The following is a 17,802-nucleotide window of genomic DNA, read 5'->3' as shown; positions in this document are numbered from 1 at the left end:
CCCCATAAGTTGCGTCAATAGGTCCGACGGTTTACGAAGAGATCACAAGTGATCCGGATTCCGGTGTCAACCGAAACGAGGCCATCGGCAACTCATCTTGTGGAACGGCTCATTTTTCCCGATCGATCCGCGGCAGAGGAGGTGGATGGCCTTGCCGGAAACCATGCCGCTGACGCGCACCGGCGCTGGGCGCGCTCGGCGCCGGGCAGGTGTCTTGCTGCTCCTGCTTCCGGTGGCAGGGCTCGTCTGGGTCCCGCTGTACGCCCGCGACGAGCCGCGGCTGTTCGGCGTGCCGTTCTTCTACTGGTACCAGCTCGCCTGGGTCGGCCTGTGCATCGCCTGCATGGCCGGCGCCGCTCTTCTGCTCCGATCACCTGCCCCTGGAGGATCAACGTGACGACAACCGCAACCCAGCCCCCGCAGCGACGGAGCCGCGATCCGCGCCAAGTCGCCATCTGGACGGCCATCTCGGTCGCCGGCGCGATCTGCTGGGGCGTCATCGCCTTGGCGCGGGACGAGGAGATCTCGGCGATCTGGCTGCTCGGCGCGGCCCTCGGCTCGTACGCGATCGGCTATCGGTTCTACTCGAAGTTCATCGCGAAGCGGGTGCTCGAGGTGGACGACACCCGCGCCACCCCCGCCGAGCGCAAGAACAACGGTGTCGACTTCGAGCCGACCGACCGGCGGGTGCTCTTCGGTCACCACTTCGCCGCGATCGCCGGCGCCGGACCACTGGTCGGACCGGTGCTCGCCGCGCAGATGGGGTATCTGCCGGGCACAATCTGGATCATCGTCGGCGTCATCCTGGCCGGCGCCGTCCAGGACATGGTCATCCTGTTCTTCTCGATGCGGCGCGACGGCAAGAGCCTCGGGCAGATGGCGCGTGAGGAGATCGGCCCGGTCGGTGGGGTCGCCGCGTTGATCGGCGTGTTCGCGATCATGATCATCCTGCTCGCGGTGCTCGCGATGGTGGTGGTCAACGCGATGGCGGTGTCACCGTGGGCGACGTTCTCGATCGCGATGACGATCCCGATCGCGCTGTTCATGGGCTTCTACCTCAGAGTGGTCCGGCCCGGTCGCGTGATGGAGACGACCGTGATCGGTGTCGGCCTGCTGCTGCTCGCGCTGATCGCCGGCGGCTGGATCGAGGGCTCGGCGCTGGGCGACACGTTCACGTTGTCGAAGGAAACCCTCGTCTTCTGCCTGATCATCTACGGCTTCGTGGCCTCGGTGCTGCCGGTCTGGATGCTGCTCACGCCACGTGACTACCTGTCGACGTTCATGAAGATCGGCACGATCGCGCTGCTGGCCGTTGGCATCGTGGTCGCCCGGCCGATGATGAAGAACGAGGCGGTCACCGATTTCGCCCTCAACGGCAACGGTCCGGTCTTCGCGGGCTCGCTGTTCCCGTTCGTCTTCATCACCATCGCCTGCGGTGCGCTGTCCGGGTTCCACGCGCTGGTCGCGTCGGGCACCACTCCGAAGATGATCGAGAAGGAATCGCAGGTCCGGACGATCGGGTACGGCGGCATGCTCGCCGAGAGCTTCGTCGCGGTTAGCGCGATCATCGCCGCGTCGATCATCGACCCCGGCCTGTACTACGCGATGAACTCGCCCGCGGCGCTGTTGGGCACCTCCTTGCAGTCCGCCTCGGAAGCAGTGGCCGCGCTGGGCTTCACGATCTCGCCTGAACAACTGGCGGCGGCCGCTGCCGCGGTCGAAGAGCAGACGCTGGTGGCCCGAACCGGTGGCGCACCGACGCTCGCGGTGGGCATGTCGCAGATCTTCTCCGCGGCGTTCGGCGGCGGGATGCAGGCCTTCTGGTACCACTTCGCGATCATGTTCGAGGCGCTGTTCATCCTCACCACGGTCGACGCCGGCACCCGGGTGGGCCGGTTCATGCTGCAGGACACGCTGGGCAACGTCTACAAGCCCATGCGCGACGTGTCCTGGAAGCCGGGCCTCATCGTCGCCAGTGCGATCGTGGTCGGCGGCTGGGGATACTTCCTGTACGCCGGTGTCACCGACCCGCTCGGCGGCATCAACCAGTTGTTCCCGCTGTTCGGTATCGCCAACCAGTTGCTCGCCGCCATCGCCCTCACCGTCGCGACCACGATCCTTATCAAACGCGGCAAGCTGAAGTGGGCCTGGGTGACCGGTATCCCCCTCCTCTGGGACGCCACCGTCACACTGACCGCGAGCTACCAGAAGGTCTTCTCCGACGATCCCAAGCTCGGCTTCTTCGCCCAGCAGGCGAAGTTCTCCGATGCACTCGACGCCGGCACGGTGCTGCCGCCCGCGAAGAGCCTGGACGAGATGGGGAAGATCGTCACCAACACCACGGTCGACGGCATCCTCGCCGCGTTCTTCGCGCTCATCGTCGTGGTCGTCATCGTCGATGCCGCTCGGGTCTGCATCCGCGCCCTGCGATCTCCGGAGACGGTGACGGACTCGGAGGCGCCGTACGTCCGCTCCACCCTGGTGGCACCCTCCGGCCTCATCGCCACCAAGGAGGAGAAGGCTGCCATGGCTGCTGTGGGTACGTCGCCCGGTGGCGGGTCTGGCCCAGAGGAGCGATAGTGACGGCCTCCGTCGTCGTACGGGCCTGGCGCGGGCTCCGCTGGTACCTGCGCGAGGTCAGCGGCGAGTCCGCCTACGACCGCTACGTCGAAACGGCGTGCCGCAAGCATCCCGACGAGGCGCCCCTGGATCGGCGCGCCTTCGAACGACGCCGCCAGGACCTCGAGAACCAACGCCCCCAACAACGCTGCTGCTAAAGCCGGGCCAGGGGTCACCAGCCGCGACGGCGGCTGGTGACCCGCGTTTAGAGCAGGTCCGCTAGGAGGGCGGCGGCGCGGGCGGCGCCGTTGGATTCGACTGGGTGGTAGTGGACCTCGCGACCGATTTCCTTGGCGATCGCCTCGGCCAGCGCGTGCGGATCCGACGCCTCGTCGTACGGCAGGTGCCTTCCCGCGGCGTACCGGTCGAGGCGTTGACGTACATGGAAGTTCTGCTCGAAGTGGTTGCGCAACGGCACGTAGATGAACGGCGTACGACTTGCCGTCAACTCCATGCAGGTGGTCAATCCCCCCTGTACGACGGCCAGGTCCGCGGCGGCGAGGTGCTTGTACAAGTTCGGCAAGTAGCCACGGACATCCACGCCCGCCTGTTGCGGCAAGGACGCCGGGTCGATTCGCGGCCCCGCGACCACGACAAACCGCAGATCCGGAACGAGCCGCCGTGCCAGTGGCGCCGCGTCAAGCACACGGCGTAGCAACGACGTACCGACCCCTGACCCGCCAACCGTCACGACGCAGAGCAGGGCATCGCGCGGATAACCGAGCTCGTCGCGCAGCGCGTCGCGGTCCTCGACCTCGGCCGGGTCGAACCCGGTCACGTAGCCGGCGAAATCGAAGTTCCGCGACGTCCACTCCCGGATGCCGGGCAGCCCCGGCCCGAACGACTGCGGGACCACGTCCGCCGGCTCCCCCACGAAGATCGACCGGTCGCGCAATCGGCGGAACCGCGCGCGCTGTTCGATCATCTCCGCGTTGTAGTCGGCCGTCAGCGCCGCCTCGGCCGCACCGCCGGACGGCATCGGCAGCCAACCCACGAAGTCCGTCATCCACGCGAAGGCGAAGTGCTTGAGCTCGGGATTCTCGTGCAGGAAGTAGTCGATGTCCCAGGCCTCGTCGCCGATCACGAGGTCGTAATGCTCATCGGTCACGAGATCGTTGAAGACCATGAAGTTGTTCACCAGGATCTCGTCCATCCGGCGGATCGCCTGGAAGGCGTGCAGGTCATGCTCGTCCGCCTCGAACTCGATATGCGCGGACTCGCTGACGAGCCACTTCGACGCCGGGTGCACCTGTTCCCGCGCGTCTTCCAGCACCCGGGTCACGGGATGCTGAGCCAGCCAGTCGATCCGCAGCTCCGGATGCCGTTTGCGCAGCTCGGTCGCGATCGCGAGGTCCCGCTTGGCATGCCCCAGCCCGATCGGTGACGAGATGTAAAGCGCCCGCTTCGGTCGATTGAGGGCTCGCACCCAGGTCCGCTTGACCGACGCCGGATGAAGCCGGTCCACGAAGTCCTTAATCAGGTGGTTCACCATCACCGGATCGCGCCCGGAAGGGCCGTGACCGCCGCCGGTGACGGTGATCATCGAACCGCCGGTCAGCTCGGCGACCGCCACGCTTTCCGCGTGTGGGCGGATCGTGTCCTGGTCGCCATGGATCACCAGGACCGGACATCGCACCTCCTGAAGCCGACGGGCGAATTCCGTCCCGTCGGATGCCAGGAACCCGTCTTGCGTATCGACCAGCCGCTCCCCGGAGATCTGACCGCCCCAGCCGATGCCGTCCTCGATCTGCTTCGTCGAATGCGGTTCGGGGAACATCTGCGCGAAGAAGTAGGCCAGGAATTCGTCATACCCGCCCTCCAACCAGCGATGCCGGTTGTACTTCATCCACTCCTCGTCCCCGTCATGCCGCTCATTCCAGAGCCGGCGGTTCCGCTTCTCGGCGTCCTGCTGCAGGTGGGTCGCCGAACCGATCGCGACCACTCCGCTCACCCGCGCCGGCTCGTCCAACGCGACCGTCAACGCCCATCCAACGCCGCGAGACTCCGAGACCAGGACCGCCCGCTCGGTGCCGGTGGCGTCGAGTACGGCGAGGGTGTCGGCGACGTACTCCTCATCGCGGTACGCCGCCTCCCCCACCGGTACGCCGGACTCCCCTGTTCCCCGGCCGTCGAACGTGACCACCCGGAAGTGCCGGGCCAGATACGGCACCTGCGCCTTCCAGAACCGGGACGGCACGATCGACCAGGTCGGCATCATCAGCACGGTCGGCCGGTCCCGCTCGAACACCTTGTAGGCGAGCGCCACCCCGTCGCGCTCGACCACTCCCTCCACATCGGCAGGAACCGCGGGTCGCTCCACTTACGGCCTCACTTCCAGCACCATGTTGAACGGCGTCTCGGCGGCCTTGCGGAATCGCGTGAATCCGCCGGCCGTGGTGACGTCGTGGATTCGCGCCGGCCCGGCCTGCGTACCAAGCGCGAGCCCGACGTCCTGGGACAACGAGCCCGGCGTGCAGAGCAGCGTCGAGAACCCGTAGTACGTGCGTCCGACGGGGTTCAGGTTGTCCTCGACCCGGTCCCCGGCCATCGGCTCGACGACCATCCAGGTGCCATCAGGCGCCAGCGTCTCCCGAACGTGCCGCGCGGCTCCGACCGGATCACCCATGTCGTGCAGCGCGTCGAACGTCGTCACCAGGTCATACCCTTCGCCGCTGTACGACGACGCCGGCGCGACCTCGAACCGGACGCGATCGGCGACACCCGCTTCCACCGCCCGGGCGCGGGCGATCTCGATCGACGCCGGGTGGTAGTCCGAACCGGTGAACGTGGACCGCGGAAACGCCTGTGCCATCAAGATGGTCGACGAACCGTGTCCACAGCCGACGTCCGCCACCTTGGCCCCGCGTTCCAGCTTCTCCACCACGCCTTCGAGGGCCGGCAGCCACTCCGGGACGAGGCTCGCGTTGTACCCCGGGCGGAAGAAGCGCTCGCACCCCAGATGTACGTCGGAGTTGTGCTCGTGCCAGCCGATACCCGCGCCGCTCCGGGCCGCCTCGATCGTCTCCGGGGTGTGGTGCAGCGTCCCCACGGCGATCTGGAACATCCCGGGCAGGAACGCGGGACTGGTCTCGTCCGTGAGCGCGACGGCGTGCTCCGAGGGCAGCGAATACCGCCCGGACTCAGCGTCGTACTCCACAAAAGCGCCAGCCGCCTGAGCGTTCAGCCACTCGCGTGCGTAGTGCTCGCTGGTCTCGGTCCGATCGGCCAGCTCCGCCGCCGCAAGGGGGCCGTGGTCCCGAAGGCAGCGGTAGTAGCCGAGCCGGTCGCCCATCACGACCAGCCCGGCGTTCAACGTCGCGCCGACCTCCTCGACGGCGCGGAAGACGAAGGCCATCAGCTTGTCGCCGTCGATCTGCTGCGGCAGTTCGGTCGTGGTCATCTCAAGGTCCTTTCGGTGGGTCCAGTGGCTTTTGGCCGACCGTAGGTCCGTGCTCTCCACCATCGCATCAGGTGCCCCACCTGGTCTTAGACTCGAGCATGCTCAGGGGGAGATACAACGAGCTGGGGGTGGTCGAGCGCTTACTCGCCGCAGCGCGGGTGGGCGCCAGCGGTGTGCTCGTGATCACCGGCGAGCCGGGCATCGGGAAGACCTCGCTCATCGACGAGGCGGCGACTCTGGCCACGGGTATGCGCGTGCTCCGTGCCCGGGGCACCAGCGCCGAACGCGAGATCCCCTTCGGCGGCCTGCTTCAGTTGCTGCGACCGGCCCTTGGTGAGCTCGAGTGGATACCCCCGCCACAACGCGGAGCGCTCGCGGCGGCACTGGCACTTCGGGAGGGGGTTGCGGGAGACCGCTTCGTGATCGGTGCCGCGACGCTCAGCATCCTTTGCCGGTACGCCGAATCCGCTCCGGTCGCCGTACTCATCGATGACGCCCATCTACTCGATCGGCCGTCGGCAGAGGCGCTGGCGTTCGCTGCGCGGCGGCTACTGGCAGACCCGATCGTGTTGCTGGCAACGGGCCGTCCGGGTGAGCCGAATCCGCTGGCCGAGGCCGATCTGCCGCAGCTGCTGCTCCAGGGCGTTGGGCTGGAGGCGGCTCAGCAGATCGTCCGGGACCGGTCCGTACGCCGCGTACCGGTCGATCTTGTTGCCCGGTTGCACCACCGGGTCGCCGGCAATCCGCTGGCACTACTCGAACTGGCGGGCGATCTCGACCGCTTCGATCGGGCCGCACCCGGCGCGCCCGCACCGGTTTCAGCAGTGCTAGCGCAGGCTTTCGCCGCACGGGCCGAACAGCTCACTCCGCCCGCCCGTACTGCCCTGCTGGTCGCGGCGGCCGAGGACGGTGACCTCGGTGTCGTGGCGCGGGCCTGCGCGACGCTGGACGTGGACGTCACCGTGCTCGCCGAGGCGGAGCAGGCCGCACTCGTGACCATCGTGGATGGCCGCGTCGAGTTCCGGCATCCACTGGTGCGGTCGGCCGTCTACACCAGCGCCGAGCCGGCTGAGCGCCGCGTCGTACATCAGGCCCTTGCCGCTGCGTTGCCTGTGGCACAAGCCGACCGGCGAGCGTGGCATGTCTCGGAGACCGTGATCGGTACCGATGCGAACGCCGCCGCCGCGCTCGACCTCGCGGCGAATCACGCAGGCCAACGTGGTGCCCACGCGGTCGCGGCCACGGCATTCGAGCGAGCCGCGCGCCTATCGCCGTCTGGGCTTGATCGCGCCCGGCGATTGGTGGACGCCGGCGCGGCCGCTTGGCTTGCGGGGCTGCCGGAGCGCGCCGACGCACTCTTCGCCGATGCCCTCGCGCTTGATCCGCCGCCACCGTTCAAGGCGCGGGCGTACGAGTTGCGTGGCGACATCGCGGTGAAGTGCGGTTCACCTGTGGCAGCGCGCGATCTGCTGTTCGCCGCTGCCGCGGAGTGCGCGGAATCCGAACCGGATGCGGCGATCGGTCTGCTCGCGGACGCCACCAACGCGAGCTTCTGGATCGGCGATGCCACCTCGTTGCTGCGGGCCGCCGCCGAGATCGCGAAGCTGCTGGACCGGGCGACCAAACCCGGCATCCGGATCCTCGGATCGCTGTCACAAGGCATGGCCCTGGTGATCGCCGGCCAGGACGGAACCGACCAGATCAGGTACGCCGTTGAGCTGCTGGCGACCTCCGGTGAACTCGAGAACGACCGGCGACGGTTGGTCTGGATGATCCTGGGACCGCTCTTCCTGCGCGAGTCCGGCACCGCGCGATCGGTGATTCAGCAAGCCATGCAGGAAAGTCGCGACCAGGTGGCCGTCGGGATGATGCCCACCTTGCTCTTCCACCTGGCCCGGGACTACGCGACTACCGACCGGTGGGCCGACGCGGAGACGGCGTACGACGAGGCCATCCGGTTGTCCCGCGAGACCGGTCAGACGACATCACTCGGAATCTGCCTCGCCGGGCTTGCCTGGCTGCACGCGCATCAGGGCCGTGAGACCGACTGCCGGGTCCGGGCGGCGGAGGCGCTGGAAATCTGTACGGAACACCAGATCCATCTCGGCGAGGCCTGGGCGTTGTTCGCACTCGGCGATCTGGAGCTTGGAAGGGGAGCGCCGGCCGATGCGCTCGTACATCTGGAGCGGCTGCTCTCCGTTTTGTCGGTGGCGGGCGCCCTCGACGCCGATCTGTCTCCCGCGGCCGAGCTCGTCGACAGCTACGTGCGCCTCGGACGTGCCGATGACGCGATGCCGGTGGCTTTGGAGTTCGCCAAGCGGGCGGCTGCCAAAGGGCAACCGTGGGCGCTCGCTCGGGCTTCCCGTTGCGCTGGGTTGGTCGGGACCGACGAGCAGTTGGACGAGCATTTCGGGGCTGCGCTCGCACTGCACGTGCGTACACCGGACGTTTTCGAGACTGCCCGCACCCGGCTCGCGTACGGCGCCCGGTTGCGGCGAGCGCGCCGGCGGATCGATGCACGCGCCCAACTGCGCCAGGCGTTGGCCGCCTTCGAAGACCTGGGCGCCGCCGGCTGGGCAGACGCGGCCGCGGCCGAGCTCAAGGCGACCGGCGAGACCGCACGTCGTCGTGAGCCGGCGACCGCGGCCGCGCTCACTCCGCAGGAACGGCAGATCGCGCTGCTGCTGGCCGCCGGGCACAGCACCCGGGAGGCCGCGGCGGCGATGTTCCTCAGCCCCAAGACGGTCGAGTACCACTTGCGCAAGGTCTACGCGAAGCTGGGAATCCACTCGCGCGTCGAACTAGCCGACCTCATGAAGGCCTAGCCCTTCGATCCATTGGGCGACAGCGATCGCCTGATCGTTGCCTTCAGCAATCACCTGCAGCCCGACCGGGAGGCCCTTGGTCGGCAGCGGGATGGTGATCGCGGGATGCCCGGTCAGATTGGCGAGACGCGTGTTCTTCAACAGCTGCGCCCGTACGGCGAGAGCGCCCGCCGCCGTACCCACAGCGTCGATCGGCGGCGCCGTGGTGAGAACGGTCGGCGTAATAACGGCATCCACCTCGCGCAGGAGATCGCCCATCGCCTTGGATATCTCGACCGCCCTCGCCCGCGCCGCGTCATACCTCTCTTCAGAGACTCCTGCTGCCTCCCGCAACCGCTCCTGAACGTCAGCCTGGTAGAGCTCGGTGCTCAGCCCAGCGTGGTTCGCCGCCGCCTCCGGCCCCTGGATATCCGCGGCCACTCGGGAGCTCTCGCCCCAATCCGGCAACCGTACGTCGCTAACAACCGCCCCCGCCCCCTCAATCCGCCTGATGGCGTCCTCCCAAACGGCCCCAACCTCGGCCGTGAAATCCAGATACTCCTCATTCACCACCCTCCCCAACCGCAGGCCCGGTCGCTGCCCCTGACCGCTATCACTCGCGCCCATCCCTAGCCGCCCAGCTGTGTCGCGAGCGGGCGCGCGCCCAGTGTCGTCCGCGACCACCCCTCGCCATTCCGCAGCATTTCCGGCGGGCGCGCGGACGGTGTCGGATACGGCCGCGAGGGCGTATGCCGCGTCGGCGACAGTGGTGGTGAGTACGCCGACGTGGTCGAGGCTCTGAGCGAGCGGAAAGACCCCATCAACGGGCAACGTGCCGTACTCGGGCTTGAACCCCACCACCCCACACAACGCGGCCGGAATCCGCACCGACCCGGCGGTATCCGTCCCAATCGCCAACGGAACGATGCCCGCCGCAACCGCCGCCGCAGCCCCAGAACTCGAACCACCGGTCATCCGTGTCAGGTCATGCGGATTCCGGCATGGCCCGACGCGATTCGACGTACCAGTGCAGCCGTAAGCGAACTCATGCGAGTGACTCAACCCAATGACGATCGCCCCAGCCGCCCGAAACCGCGCAACCACCTCAGCATCCCGCCGCCCGATCACATCCATCGCCGCCGACCCGCACCGAAACGGCAACCCCTCAACCTCAACGATCTCCTTCACCAGCACCGGCACTCCCGCCAGCGCCCCCTCCCGCGAGTGCTCAGCCGCCGCTCTACGCGCCCCCTCAACATCCAGATGAACCACAGCATTAAGCCGCGCCCACTCCCCCGCCCGCCCCAACGCCTCCTCCACCAACACCACAGGATCCACCCACCCCGCCCGCACCCCCGCCGCAACCTCCTCCAACGCCTCCACCCACCCATCACACCACTCCCCACCACCCCGCTCACCACAGAGGTCGTGGCCGCTCCCCTCACCACGGAGGTCGCGCCCGCCGCCCCGCTCGCCCAATCCGCTCCCGCCCCCTGCGTTGATTCGTCCGCATCCGCTCGCCCTTTCCGCGGCGGTCAGATGTACGGCAACGTAGGCGGGCGGATTCGGACGAATCAACGCCGCCGCCTGCCCGGTATTTGGGCCGGGGCTTTTGGTGGCACCCGTCCCCCCGAACTCTTCCGAATTGTCAGGTGGACCCGGGCCGCGTCAAGGGCTTCATCACCTAACGGTGACGCTGACGCGCCCTTGACCCGTCCCGGGTCCACCAAAGGCAGCGGGCTATCAGGGGGACGGGTGAGGTCTGCCCATTTGCATCACGCCTCCCGCTCACCGATGCCCGGGTCGTGCCATCCACGACGGCGAGTGGTCCGCCCACGGACCGCGAGTGGTCCCGTGCACGGATGGCGGGGTGGTGCCGTGCACGGCGGGCGAGTCCGTCCTCGAACACGCCTGCCGAGTGATCCCGCGCCCGGGCGGCATCTTCCCGACCGGACTGGACGTTTTCCGGCCGCAAAAACGTCCAGTCCGCTCAGGAAGATGCACCCGCAGCCGTCGATGCGCCGAGTCGTCGGGTAATAGGTCTGATCGTCGTCCTAGTGAGCAGGCTGGACATTTCCCGGCCCCGGAAACGTCCAGTGGACTCACAAAGACGGCCACGCGGGCCCTCGCCGTGGTTTTCCGCCAGCAAGTCGGCCGTTATCCCTTGATCTGCTGGGTTCCGGTACGAAATAACCGGCCCGGAACCCAGAATCTCAGACGTTAACCCCCAAGATGCCGAGTTAGCCCCTCCGATCTCGAGGGTGAAGCCATCACCTCGGCGGTTACCCCCTCAGATCGGGAAGCGCAGCTCCACAGCGGCAAGCGCCCGCCCTATTCCGAGGGTCGACTCTCGGAATAGGGAGTCGACCCGGCAAATTTGGCGAGTCCACCCCCCATTCCGAGAGTCGACCCTCGGAATAGGGCGACGGCCGGTGGCGTCGGCGCGAGCAGTGGGGGTTGGGGGTGGCTGGCCATTCGCGAGGTGGGTTACCACCTCGGAATCCGAGGTGGTAACCCGCTCGCACGGTGGCTATCCCTCGCGATTCGTCGGCCTCGCGGCGATCGGGCTCTTGACCACGGCCAGGCAAGAGCATTCCGCGACAACCCGCCGGCCGAGTACGGCACCACTCGGCCATCCGAGATCGGCACCAGTCGGCCAGTCGTGAATGCCATCAGCTGGCCAGTCGTGAACGGCATCACCCGGCCATCCGCGAACGGCATGACCCGGCCATCCGTGAACGGCATGACCCGGCCATTCGTGAACGGCATGACCTGGCCAGTCGTGAACGGCACCAGGTGATGCAAACGGGCAGACCTCACCCGTCCCCCTGATAGCCCGCTGCATTTGGTGGAGCCGGGTCGGGTCAAGGGCGCGTTAGCGTCACCGTTAGGTGATGAAGCCCTTGACGCGGCCCGGGTCCACCTGACAATTCGGAAGAACTCAGGGGGACGGGTGCCACCGAATACGCCGCAATGACCGCGCAGGTATCACGTCTGGCAGAACGCGAAACTCCGTGCCGCGCAGATGGACGACGCACGGCCTGGGACAGCGGGCGCGGGATGATCAGGCTCGTGGAGCTCATCGAGATACCCGCCGGCGAGATCGCACTGCGGGACGAAGGTTCGCGGGTGACCTGGCCGGTGAAGGTCGAGCCGTTCCGACTGGCGGCGTACCCGCTGACCCGGAGCGATGACCAGTTACCCCTGACCGATATCTCCTGGCTGGAGGCGCTGCTGATCTGCAATCGGCTGTCGGAAGCCGAGGGGTTGGACGCCTGCTACGTCATAGGCGACGACCCGGACGGGCTAGAGGCCGAGTGCGACTGGGAGGCTGATGGGTATCGGCTGCCGAGTGAGGCCGAGTGGGAGTACGCGTGCCGCGCCGGGAGCACCGCCGTACGGTATGGAGAGCTTGACGAGATCGGCTGGTACCACGGCAATTCGGGCGAACAACTCAGGCCGGTCGGGACGAAGGCCCCGAACGCCTGGGGTCTGTACGACATGATCGGCAACGTCTGGGAGTGGTGCTGGGATCGCTTCGACCCAGCGGTCTACGGCCCGTACCGGGTGTTCCGTGGCGGCGGAGCGTACGACCAGCCGTGGAGTTGCCGCGCGTCCTGCCGGCGGAAGAGTCATCCGACGTTCCACATCGACGACCTCGGCTTCCGCCTGGCCCGCTCCGGCCACCACCGCGCGCCTTAAGGTCACCGCGCTATTGGATCTGCGCCTCGTCGAGACGATGCTGGAGGAGCTGAGAGAGCGGCAAGGACTCGCCGTCGCGGGCGCCGAGGCCGATGATCAGCGGTGGGTCGGACGCCAATACGTGCACGCCGAAAAGCCGGGCCTTGAGGCTGGCGGGCGTGCCCAGGATGTAGAAGTTGGCGTCAGTGTCCACGCCGAGCGACCGGTTACGCCGGAGGTACCACCCGGTGAGACCAGTCCGATAGCTCGACCCTGACCCCACCACCGGTGCCCGCAGCGGCCGAGGTTCGACGCCCGCCGCCTTCATCTTCTCGACGAATTCGGCCAGTTGCGCCCGGGCCTGCGCGGTCTCCGCAGCCCGACGATGCGAAAGAGCGGCAGCATGGGAAGCGGCCGCCTCACGCCGCTTCTCGCGCCAACTCGGCTCGTCATCCACCCCGCCACCCTACGTGGACCCACAGCCGCCGAGCGGTGACCATCGCCACTCGGCGCCGGACGCGGCCGGTGCGCCTATTAGGGTGGGCATGCCTGTCGGGGTGACCCGGGAGTGACATAGCCGGAGCAGAGGAAGCGGAGTACGCGGTGACTGAGTCGACCATCATCTACACGCACACGGACGAGGCCCCGGCCCTGGCCACCTACTCGTTCCTGCCGGTGATCCAGGCGTACGCCGCGCAGGCGGGCGTTGGCGTGGAGAGCCGGGACATCTCGCTGGCCGGACGGATCATCGCCGTCTTCGGCGACCACCTGACCGAGGACCAGCGGATCCCGGACGCGCTCGCCGAGCTCGGCGCCCTGGCCAAGACGCCCGCAGCGAACATCATCAAGCTGCCGAACGTCTCCGCGTCGATCCCCCAGCTCAAGGCCGCCATCGCGGAGCTGCAGAGCCAGGGTTACGCGCTCCCGGAGTACCCGGACGAGCCGAAGACCGACGCCGAGCGGGAGATCCGCACCCGGTACGACAGCACCAAGGGCTCCGCCGTGAACCCGGTCCTGCGTGAGGGCAACTCCGACCGCCGCGCACCCGCCTCGGTGAAGAACTACGTCAAGACCCACCCGCACCGGATGGGCGCCTGGACGCCGGAATCGAAGACGAACGTCGCCACCATGGGCGAGAACGACTTCCGCTCCACCGAGAAGTCGGCCGTGATCGAGGCAGACGGCGAGCTCCGCATCGAGCTGGCCGCCGCGGACGGCACCACCGCCGTGCTGCGCGAGTCGGTCCCCGTGCTGGCCGGTGAGGTCGTCGACGCCTCGGTCATGCACGTTGGCGCGCTGAGCGAGTTCCTCAAGGACCAGGTGGCCCGGGCCAAGGCCGACGACGTGCTGTTCTCGGTCCACCTGAAGGCCACCATGATGAAGGTGTCCGACCCGATCGTCTTCGGGCACGTGGTCCGCGCGTTCTTCCCGAAGACCTTCGAGCAGTACGGCGAGACGCTGGCCGCCGCCGGGCTGTCCCCGAACGACGGGCTCGGCGGGATCTACGCCGGGCTGGCCGCGCTGCCGGAGGGCGAGGCGATCAAGGCTTCGTTCGACGCGGAGCTGGCCTCGGGCCCGGCGCTGGCGATGGTCGACTCCGACAAGGGCATCACCAACCTGCACGTGCCGTCCGACGTGATCGTCGACGCCTCGATGCCGGCCATGATCCGTTCCTCCGGCCACATGTGGGGTGCGGACGGCCAGGAGCACGACACCCTCGCCGTACTGCCGGACAGCAGCTACGCCGGGATCTACCAGGTCGTTCTCGACGACTGCCGGGCGAACGGCGCGTTCGACCCCGCGACGATGGGCTCCGTCCCGAACGTCGGCCTGATGGCGCAAAAGGCCGAGGAGTACGGCAGCCACGACAAGACGTTCGAGCTCGCACAAGCGGGCAAGGTCCGCCTGGTCGACGCGAACGGCAACGTCGTACTGGAGCAGGACGTCGAGGCCGGCGATATCTTCCGCGCCTGCCAGACCAAGGACGCCCCGATCCGGGACTGGGTCAAGCTGGCCGTCACCCGCGCCCGGGCCACCGGCGACCCGGCCGTGTTCTGGCTGGACGCGACCCGCGCCCACGACGCGAACCTGATCGCGAAGGTCGAGCAGTACCTGACCGAGCACGACACCGACGGCCTGGAGCTGAAGGTCCTGGCGCCGGTGGACGCGATCCAGTTCTCACTGGACCGGATCCGGCGCGGCGAGAACACCATCTCCGTCACCGGCAACGTGCTGCGCGACTACCTGACCGACCTGTTCCCGATTCTGGAACTGGGCACCAGCGCGAAGATGCTGTCCGTCGTACCGCTGATGGCCGGTGGTGGTCTATTCGAGACCGGCGCGGGCGGCTCGGCGCCGAAGCACGTCCAGCAGTTGGTGAAGGAGAACTACCTGCGCTGGGACAGCCTCGGCGAGTTCTTCGCCCTGGCCGCGAGCTTCGAGCACCTCGCCCAGACGACCGGTAACGCCCGGGCCCAGGTCCTCGCGGACACCCTGGACCGCGCCACCGCGACGTTCCTCAACGAGGACAAGTCGCCCACCCGTCGCGTCGGCGGTATTGACAACCGCGGCAGCCACTTCTTCCTGTCCCTGTACTGGGCGCAGGAGCTGGCCAAGCAGACCGACGACGCCGAGCTGGCCAAGGCGTTCACGCCGCTGGCCGAGACGCTTGCGGGCAACGAGGAGACCATCGTCGGCGAGCTGCTCGCCGTACAGGGCAACCCGGTCGACCTCGGCGGTTACTACCAGCCCGACCCGGCCAAGGCCGAGGCGGCGATGCGCCCGTCGAAGACCTGGAACGACGCGCTGGCTTCGCTTAGCTGACTGCTTTGAGGCGCCCGGTGACCAGCTGTCTGGTCACCGGGCGCTTTCGTCAGCGCAGGCGCGGCAACGCGTCGCGCGCCGAGTGACTCACCGTCCGCTTCGAGCAATTCGTCGACACCGCGCTGGTCCGCAACGCAATGACGCCCTGACAGCAGCTGGTCCGCCCGCTCACGCCTCTCGCGCGAGCCGCACGCAGAACGCGAGCACCCTACCGACTGCGAGCGGGCTCAGTCTGTCGTGTCGGTGTGGCCGGGGAGGAGGGGGACGAATCTGACTTCGCCGAGCTTTTCTACTCGGAACTCGTCAGGTCTGGTACGGCGGATCCGGAGCAGCTCGTGCGGGGCGAACGCGGCCCCCACCGGGATCACCAGCCGGCCCCCCACGGCCAGCTGGAGGCGCAGTTGCTCAGGGACCTCACCAGCCGCGGCGGCGACCACGATCCCGTCGTACGGCGCGTGCTCGGGCCAACCGGCATGGCCGTCACCGTGCCGGACCTCGATGTTGTCGTAGCCCAGCTCCGCCAGCCGCTCGCGGGCCATGCCGGCCAGTTCGGCGAGCCGCTCGACGGTGTAGACCTCGCCCGCGACCCGGCCGAGCACCGCCGCGGCATAGCCCGAGCCGGTACCGATCTCCAGCACCCGGTCCGCCGTACGCAACTCCAGCGCCTGGATCATCAACGCGACGACATACGGCTGGGAAATCGTCTGACCCGCCTCGATCGGCAGCGCGGTATCGCGGTAGGCGAACTCGGCCAGCTCCGGCGGCACGAACAGCTCCCGCGGCACCAACTGCATCGCCGCGAGCACAGCGTCGTCGTGAATGCCGCGGCGGGCCATATAGTCCACCAGCCGCGCACGCTCCGCCTCACGATCAGCCGGCGCAGGGCACATCGATTCACCCCTTCCTCGCACCGCGCCGGTACCCGATCTGTGGCAGTCCACCCCAAACGCCGACTGACGGCGCCTGGAACCTGGCGCCGTCAGCCTGTTCAGTTAGTACGACAAGTTGGTACGACTAGTTAGTACGACGCCATGCGGTATCCGGTCCAGCCGTGGCCGACTTCGGCGCCTTGGTTGAAGGTGCCGTCGCCCTTTCCGGTCCATCGGAAGAGCTTGCCGTCACTGGTGCGGACGGCAACGAGGTCGGCCTTGTTGTCCCCGTTGACGTCCAGCGCGTTGAACGGGCCGAAGCCGTTCCAGCCCGAGCCCACCGGCTGCCGGGTCGAGAAGGTGCCGGCGCCGCTGCCCCTCCAGAAGGACAAGTTGCCGGCGGCATCGGTCGCCCACAAGTCGCCGTCACCATCACCATCGGCGTCCGCACCGGCGAACTCCGGATACGTCGCCCAGCCCTCACCGATCCTGATCCGCTGATCGAACGCGCCGGCGCCCCTACCGGGATACCAATAGAGGATGCCACCATCACGCGCGACGATGTCGGCCCGCTTGTCACGGTTCACGTCGACCATCGCGAACCATTCGATCGAGGTCCAGCCGACACCCGAGTTGGTCAGCTTCGAGAACGCACCACTGCCCGAGTTGTGCCAGTAGTGCAGCCTCCCGTCGGTCGAGGTCGCAAGAATGTCGGCATGGCCGTCGGCGTTGGTGTCCCCTACCGCGATGCGGTTGTACGCCGACGACCACCCGCCTCCGAGCGCCGTCGAAGTGCCGAACCCACCACTGGCGTTCCCCGGGAACACCCGCATGACGTTGCCGGGATCAACGGCGAGCACGTCGTCGTACTGGTCGCCATTCACACTCTCCCTACCGCTGCAGGTGTTGAAGCTCTCGAAGGGCGGTCCGTTGTAGTTGAAGCTGTACGTGACCAGCTGGCCGTGCAGCTCGATGTGCACCGGCGTGCCGTTGTACAACTGCGCATAGTGCAGGTGTGGGCCACTCGAGTTTCCGATGTCGCCGACATTTCCGATCAGCTGGCCTTGGGCAACCTGGGTGCCGCTCGCGATCACCCGGCGTTCGAGGTGCCGGTACTGCGACGTCCAGCCGCCCCCGTGGTCGATGAGGATTTCGCCGGCGGCGGCCGATCCGAGGCGTGCGACACCGGCCGCGCTGGCGTGGACTGGTCTGCCGCGATCATCGTCACCCGAACCCCAGTTGAAATCGAGAGGGTAGTAATTCCCGGCGCCGCCGTGGTTCGAATACGTGGCACCATTCCAGATTTCGCCGCACGGGAACGGCATTTCGAAATCGGGCCGCGCCGTGATCTGGGCGGGCGTCGCCGGTGCGGCGACCACGGTTCCGACGGCCGAGAGTAGGACGATCCCCAACCCCACCAGGGATCTCTTGAGCAGGCTTCGCTTCACCTTTCACTCCCTTTTCAGCATTACTGAAGGAAAATGCAACCTGTGATGGCGGGCGCGCCAGGACCTTGGTCGCTACTGTCGCGCGCACCGACCGCGATAGCCAGAAAACTGCAGCAACTTGCAACAGGTTTGCCTCGCGGCCGAAGGGATTCGGGCGT

Annotated in this window: 13 protein-coding genes; 7 read left to right on the top strand and 6 right to left on the bottom strand. The window is 67.8% G+C overall.

Features of this window, described 5'->3' with window-relative positions; all coding sequences use genetic code 11:
* Nucleotides 1-145: 145 nt before the first annotated feature.
* The 3 genes from OG394_RS03070 to OG394_RS03060 are packed head-to-tail and all read left to right on the top strand — an operon-like array spanning nt 146 to nt 2,777.
* Nucleotides 146-397, top strand: coding sequence for a DUF3311 domain-containing protein (locus OG394_RS03070; protein ID WP_328993273.1), 252 nt, complete (start codon nt 146-148; stop codon nt 395-397).
* Nucleotides 394-2,580: a carbon starvation CstA family protein gene (locus tag OG394_RS03065; protein WP_328993272.1), complete on the top strand. Its 2,187-nt coding sequence runs from the start codon at nt 394-396 to the stop codon at nt 2,578-2,580. The genes OG394_RS03070 and OG394_RS03065 overlap by 4 nt, the downstream gene beginning before the upstream one ends.
* The gene (locus OG394_RS03060; protein WP_328993271.1) at nt 2,580-2,777 is read left to right on the top strand and encodes a YbdD/YjiX family protein; all 198 of its coding nucleotides are present in this window, start codon (nt 2,580-2,582) and stop codon (nt 2,775-2,777) included. The genes OG394_RS03065 and OG394_RS03060 overlap by 1 nt, the downstream gene beginning before the upstream one ends.
* Nucleotides 2,778-2,824: 47 nt before the next feature.
* On the opposite strand, the gene OG394_RS03055 is transcribed toward OG394_RS03060, so the two are convergent.
* Entirely contained in the window at nt 2,825-4,939 is a 2,115-nt protein-coding gene (locus OG394_RS03055; RefSeq protein WP_328993270.1) for an alpha/beta hydrolase, read from the bottom strand.
* Complete coding sequence (locus OG394_RS03050; RefSeq protein WP_328993269.1) at nt 4,940-6,019, bottom strand: class I SAM-dependent methyltransferase; 1,080 nt, start codon at nt 6,017-6,019, stop codon at nt 4,940-4,942. It abuts the gene before it with no gap.
* A gap of 98 nt (nt 6,020-6,117) precedes the next feature.
* Between OG394_RS03050 and OG394_RS03045 the strand changes: the two genes are divergently transcribed.
* Nucleotides 6,118-8,844: an ATP-binding protein gene (locus tag OG394_RS03045; RefSeq protein WP_328993268.1), complete on the top strand. Its 2,727-nt coding sequence runs from the start codon at nt 6,118-6,120 to the stop codon at nt 8,842-8,844.
* On the opposite strand, the gene OG394_RS03040 is transcribed toward OG394_RS03045, so the two are convergent.
* Entirely contained in the window at nt 8,821-10,143 is a 1,323-nt protein-coding gene (locus OG394_RS03040; RefSeq protein ID WP_328996794.1) for an amidase, read from the bottom strand. The two genes, OG394_RS03045 and OG394_RS03040, sit on opposite strands and share 24 nt — an antisense overlap.
* A gap of 1,162 nt (nt 10,144-11,305) precedes the next feature.
* On the opposite strand from OG394_RS03040, the gene OG394_RS03035 reads away from it, so the two are divergent.
* Both OG394_RS03035 and OG394_RS03030 read left to right on the top strand, forming a co-directional pair.
* Entirely contained in the window at nt 11,306-11,623 is a 318-nt protein-coding gene (locus OG394_RS03035; RefSeq protein ID WP_328993267.1) for a hypothetical protein, read from the top strand.
* A 272-nt stretch (nt 11,624-11,895) separates the two neighbouring features.
* Nucleotides 11,896-12,525 carry a formylglycine-generating enzyme family protein gene (locus OG394_RS03030; RefSeq protein WP_328993266.1) on the top strand — a complete coding sequence of 210 codons (630 nt, stop codon included), beginning with the start codon at nt 11,896-11,898 and terminating at the stop codon, nt 12,523-12,525.
* 10 nt (nt 12,526-12,535) lie between these two features.
* On the opposite strand, the gene OG394_RS03025 is transcribed toward OG394_RS03030, so the two are convergent.
* Nucleotides 12,536-12,961 carry a hypothetical protein gene (locus OG394_RS03025; RefSeq protein WP_328993265.1) on the bottom strand — a complete coding sequence of 142 codons (426 nt, stop codon included), beginning with the start codon at nt 12,959-12,961 and terminating at the stop codon, nt 12,536-12,538.
* 146 nt (nt 12,962-13,107) lie between these two features.
* Here OG394_RS03025 and OG394_RS03020 point away from each other — a divergent pair, with 146 nt between their 5' ends.
* Nucleotides 13,108-15,327, top strand: a complete 2,220-nt coding sequence (locus OG394_RS03020) for an NADP-dependent isocitrate dehydrogenase (RefSeq protein ID WP_328993264.1) — start codon at nt 13,108-13,110, stop codon at nt 15,325-15,327.
* 227 nt (nt 15,328-15,554) lie between these two features.
* Here OG394_RS03020 and OG394_RS03015 read toward each other — a convergent pair whose 3' ends face one another.
* Complete coding sequence (locus tag OG394_RS03015) at nt 15,555-16,217, bottom strand: protein-L-isoaspartate(D-aspartate) O-methyltransferase (RefSeq protein WP_328993263.1); 663 nt, start codon at nt 16,215-16,217, stop codon at nt 15,555-15,557.
* Nucleotides 16,218-16,345: 128 nt separating this feature from the next.
* The gene (locus tag OG394_RS03010) at nt 16,346-17,644 is read right to left on the bottom strand and encodes a VCBS repeat domain-containing M23 family metallopeptidase (RefSeq protein ID WP_328993262.1); all 1,299 of its coding nucleotides are present in this window, start codon (nt 17,642-17,644) and stop codon (nt 16,346-16,348) included.
* Between the last annotated feature and the right edge of the window lie 158 nt (nt 17,645-17,802).

The sequence above is a fragment of the Kribbella sp. NBC_01245 genome (assembly GCF_036226525.1).
GTDB lineage: Bacteria > Actinomycetota > Actinomycetes > Propionibacteriales > Kribbellaceae > Kribbella.
Note: the sequence above shows the minus strand (reverse complement) of the source record. Positions and strands in the feature narration are given on the sequence as shown.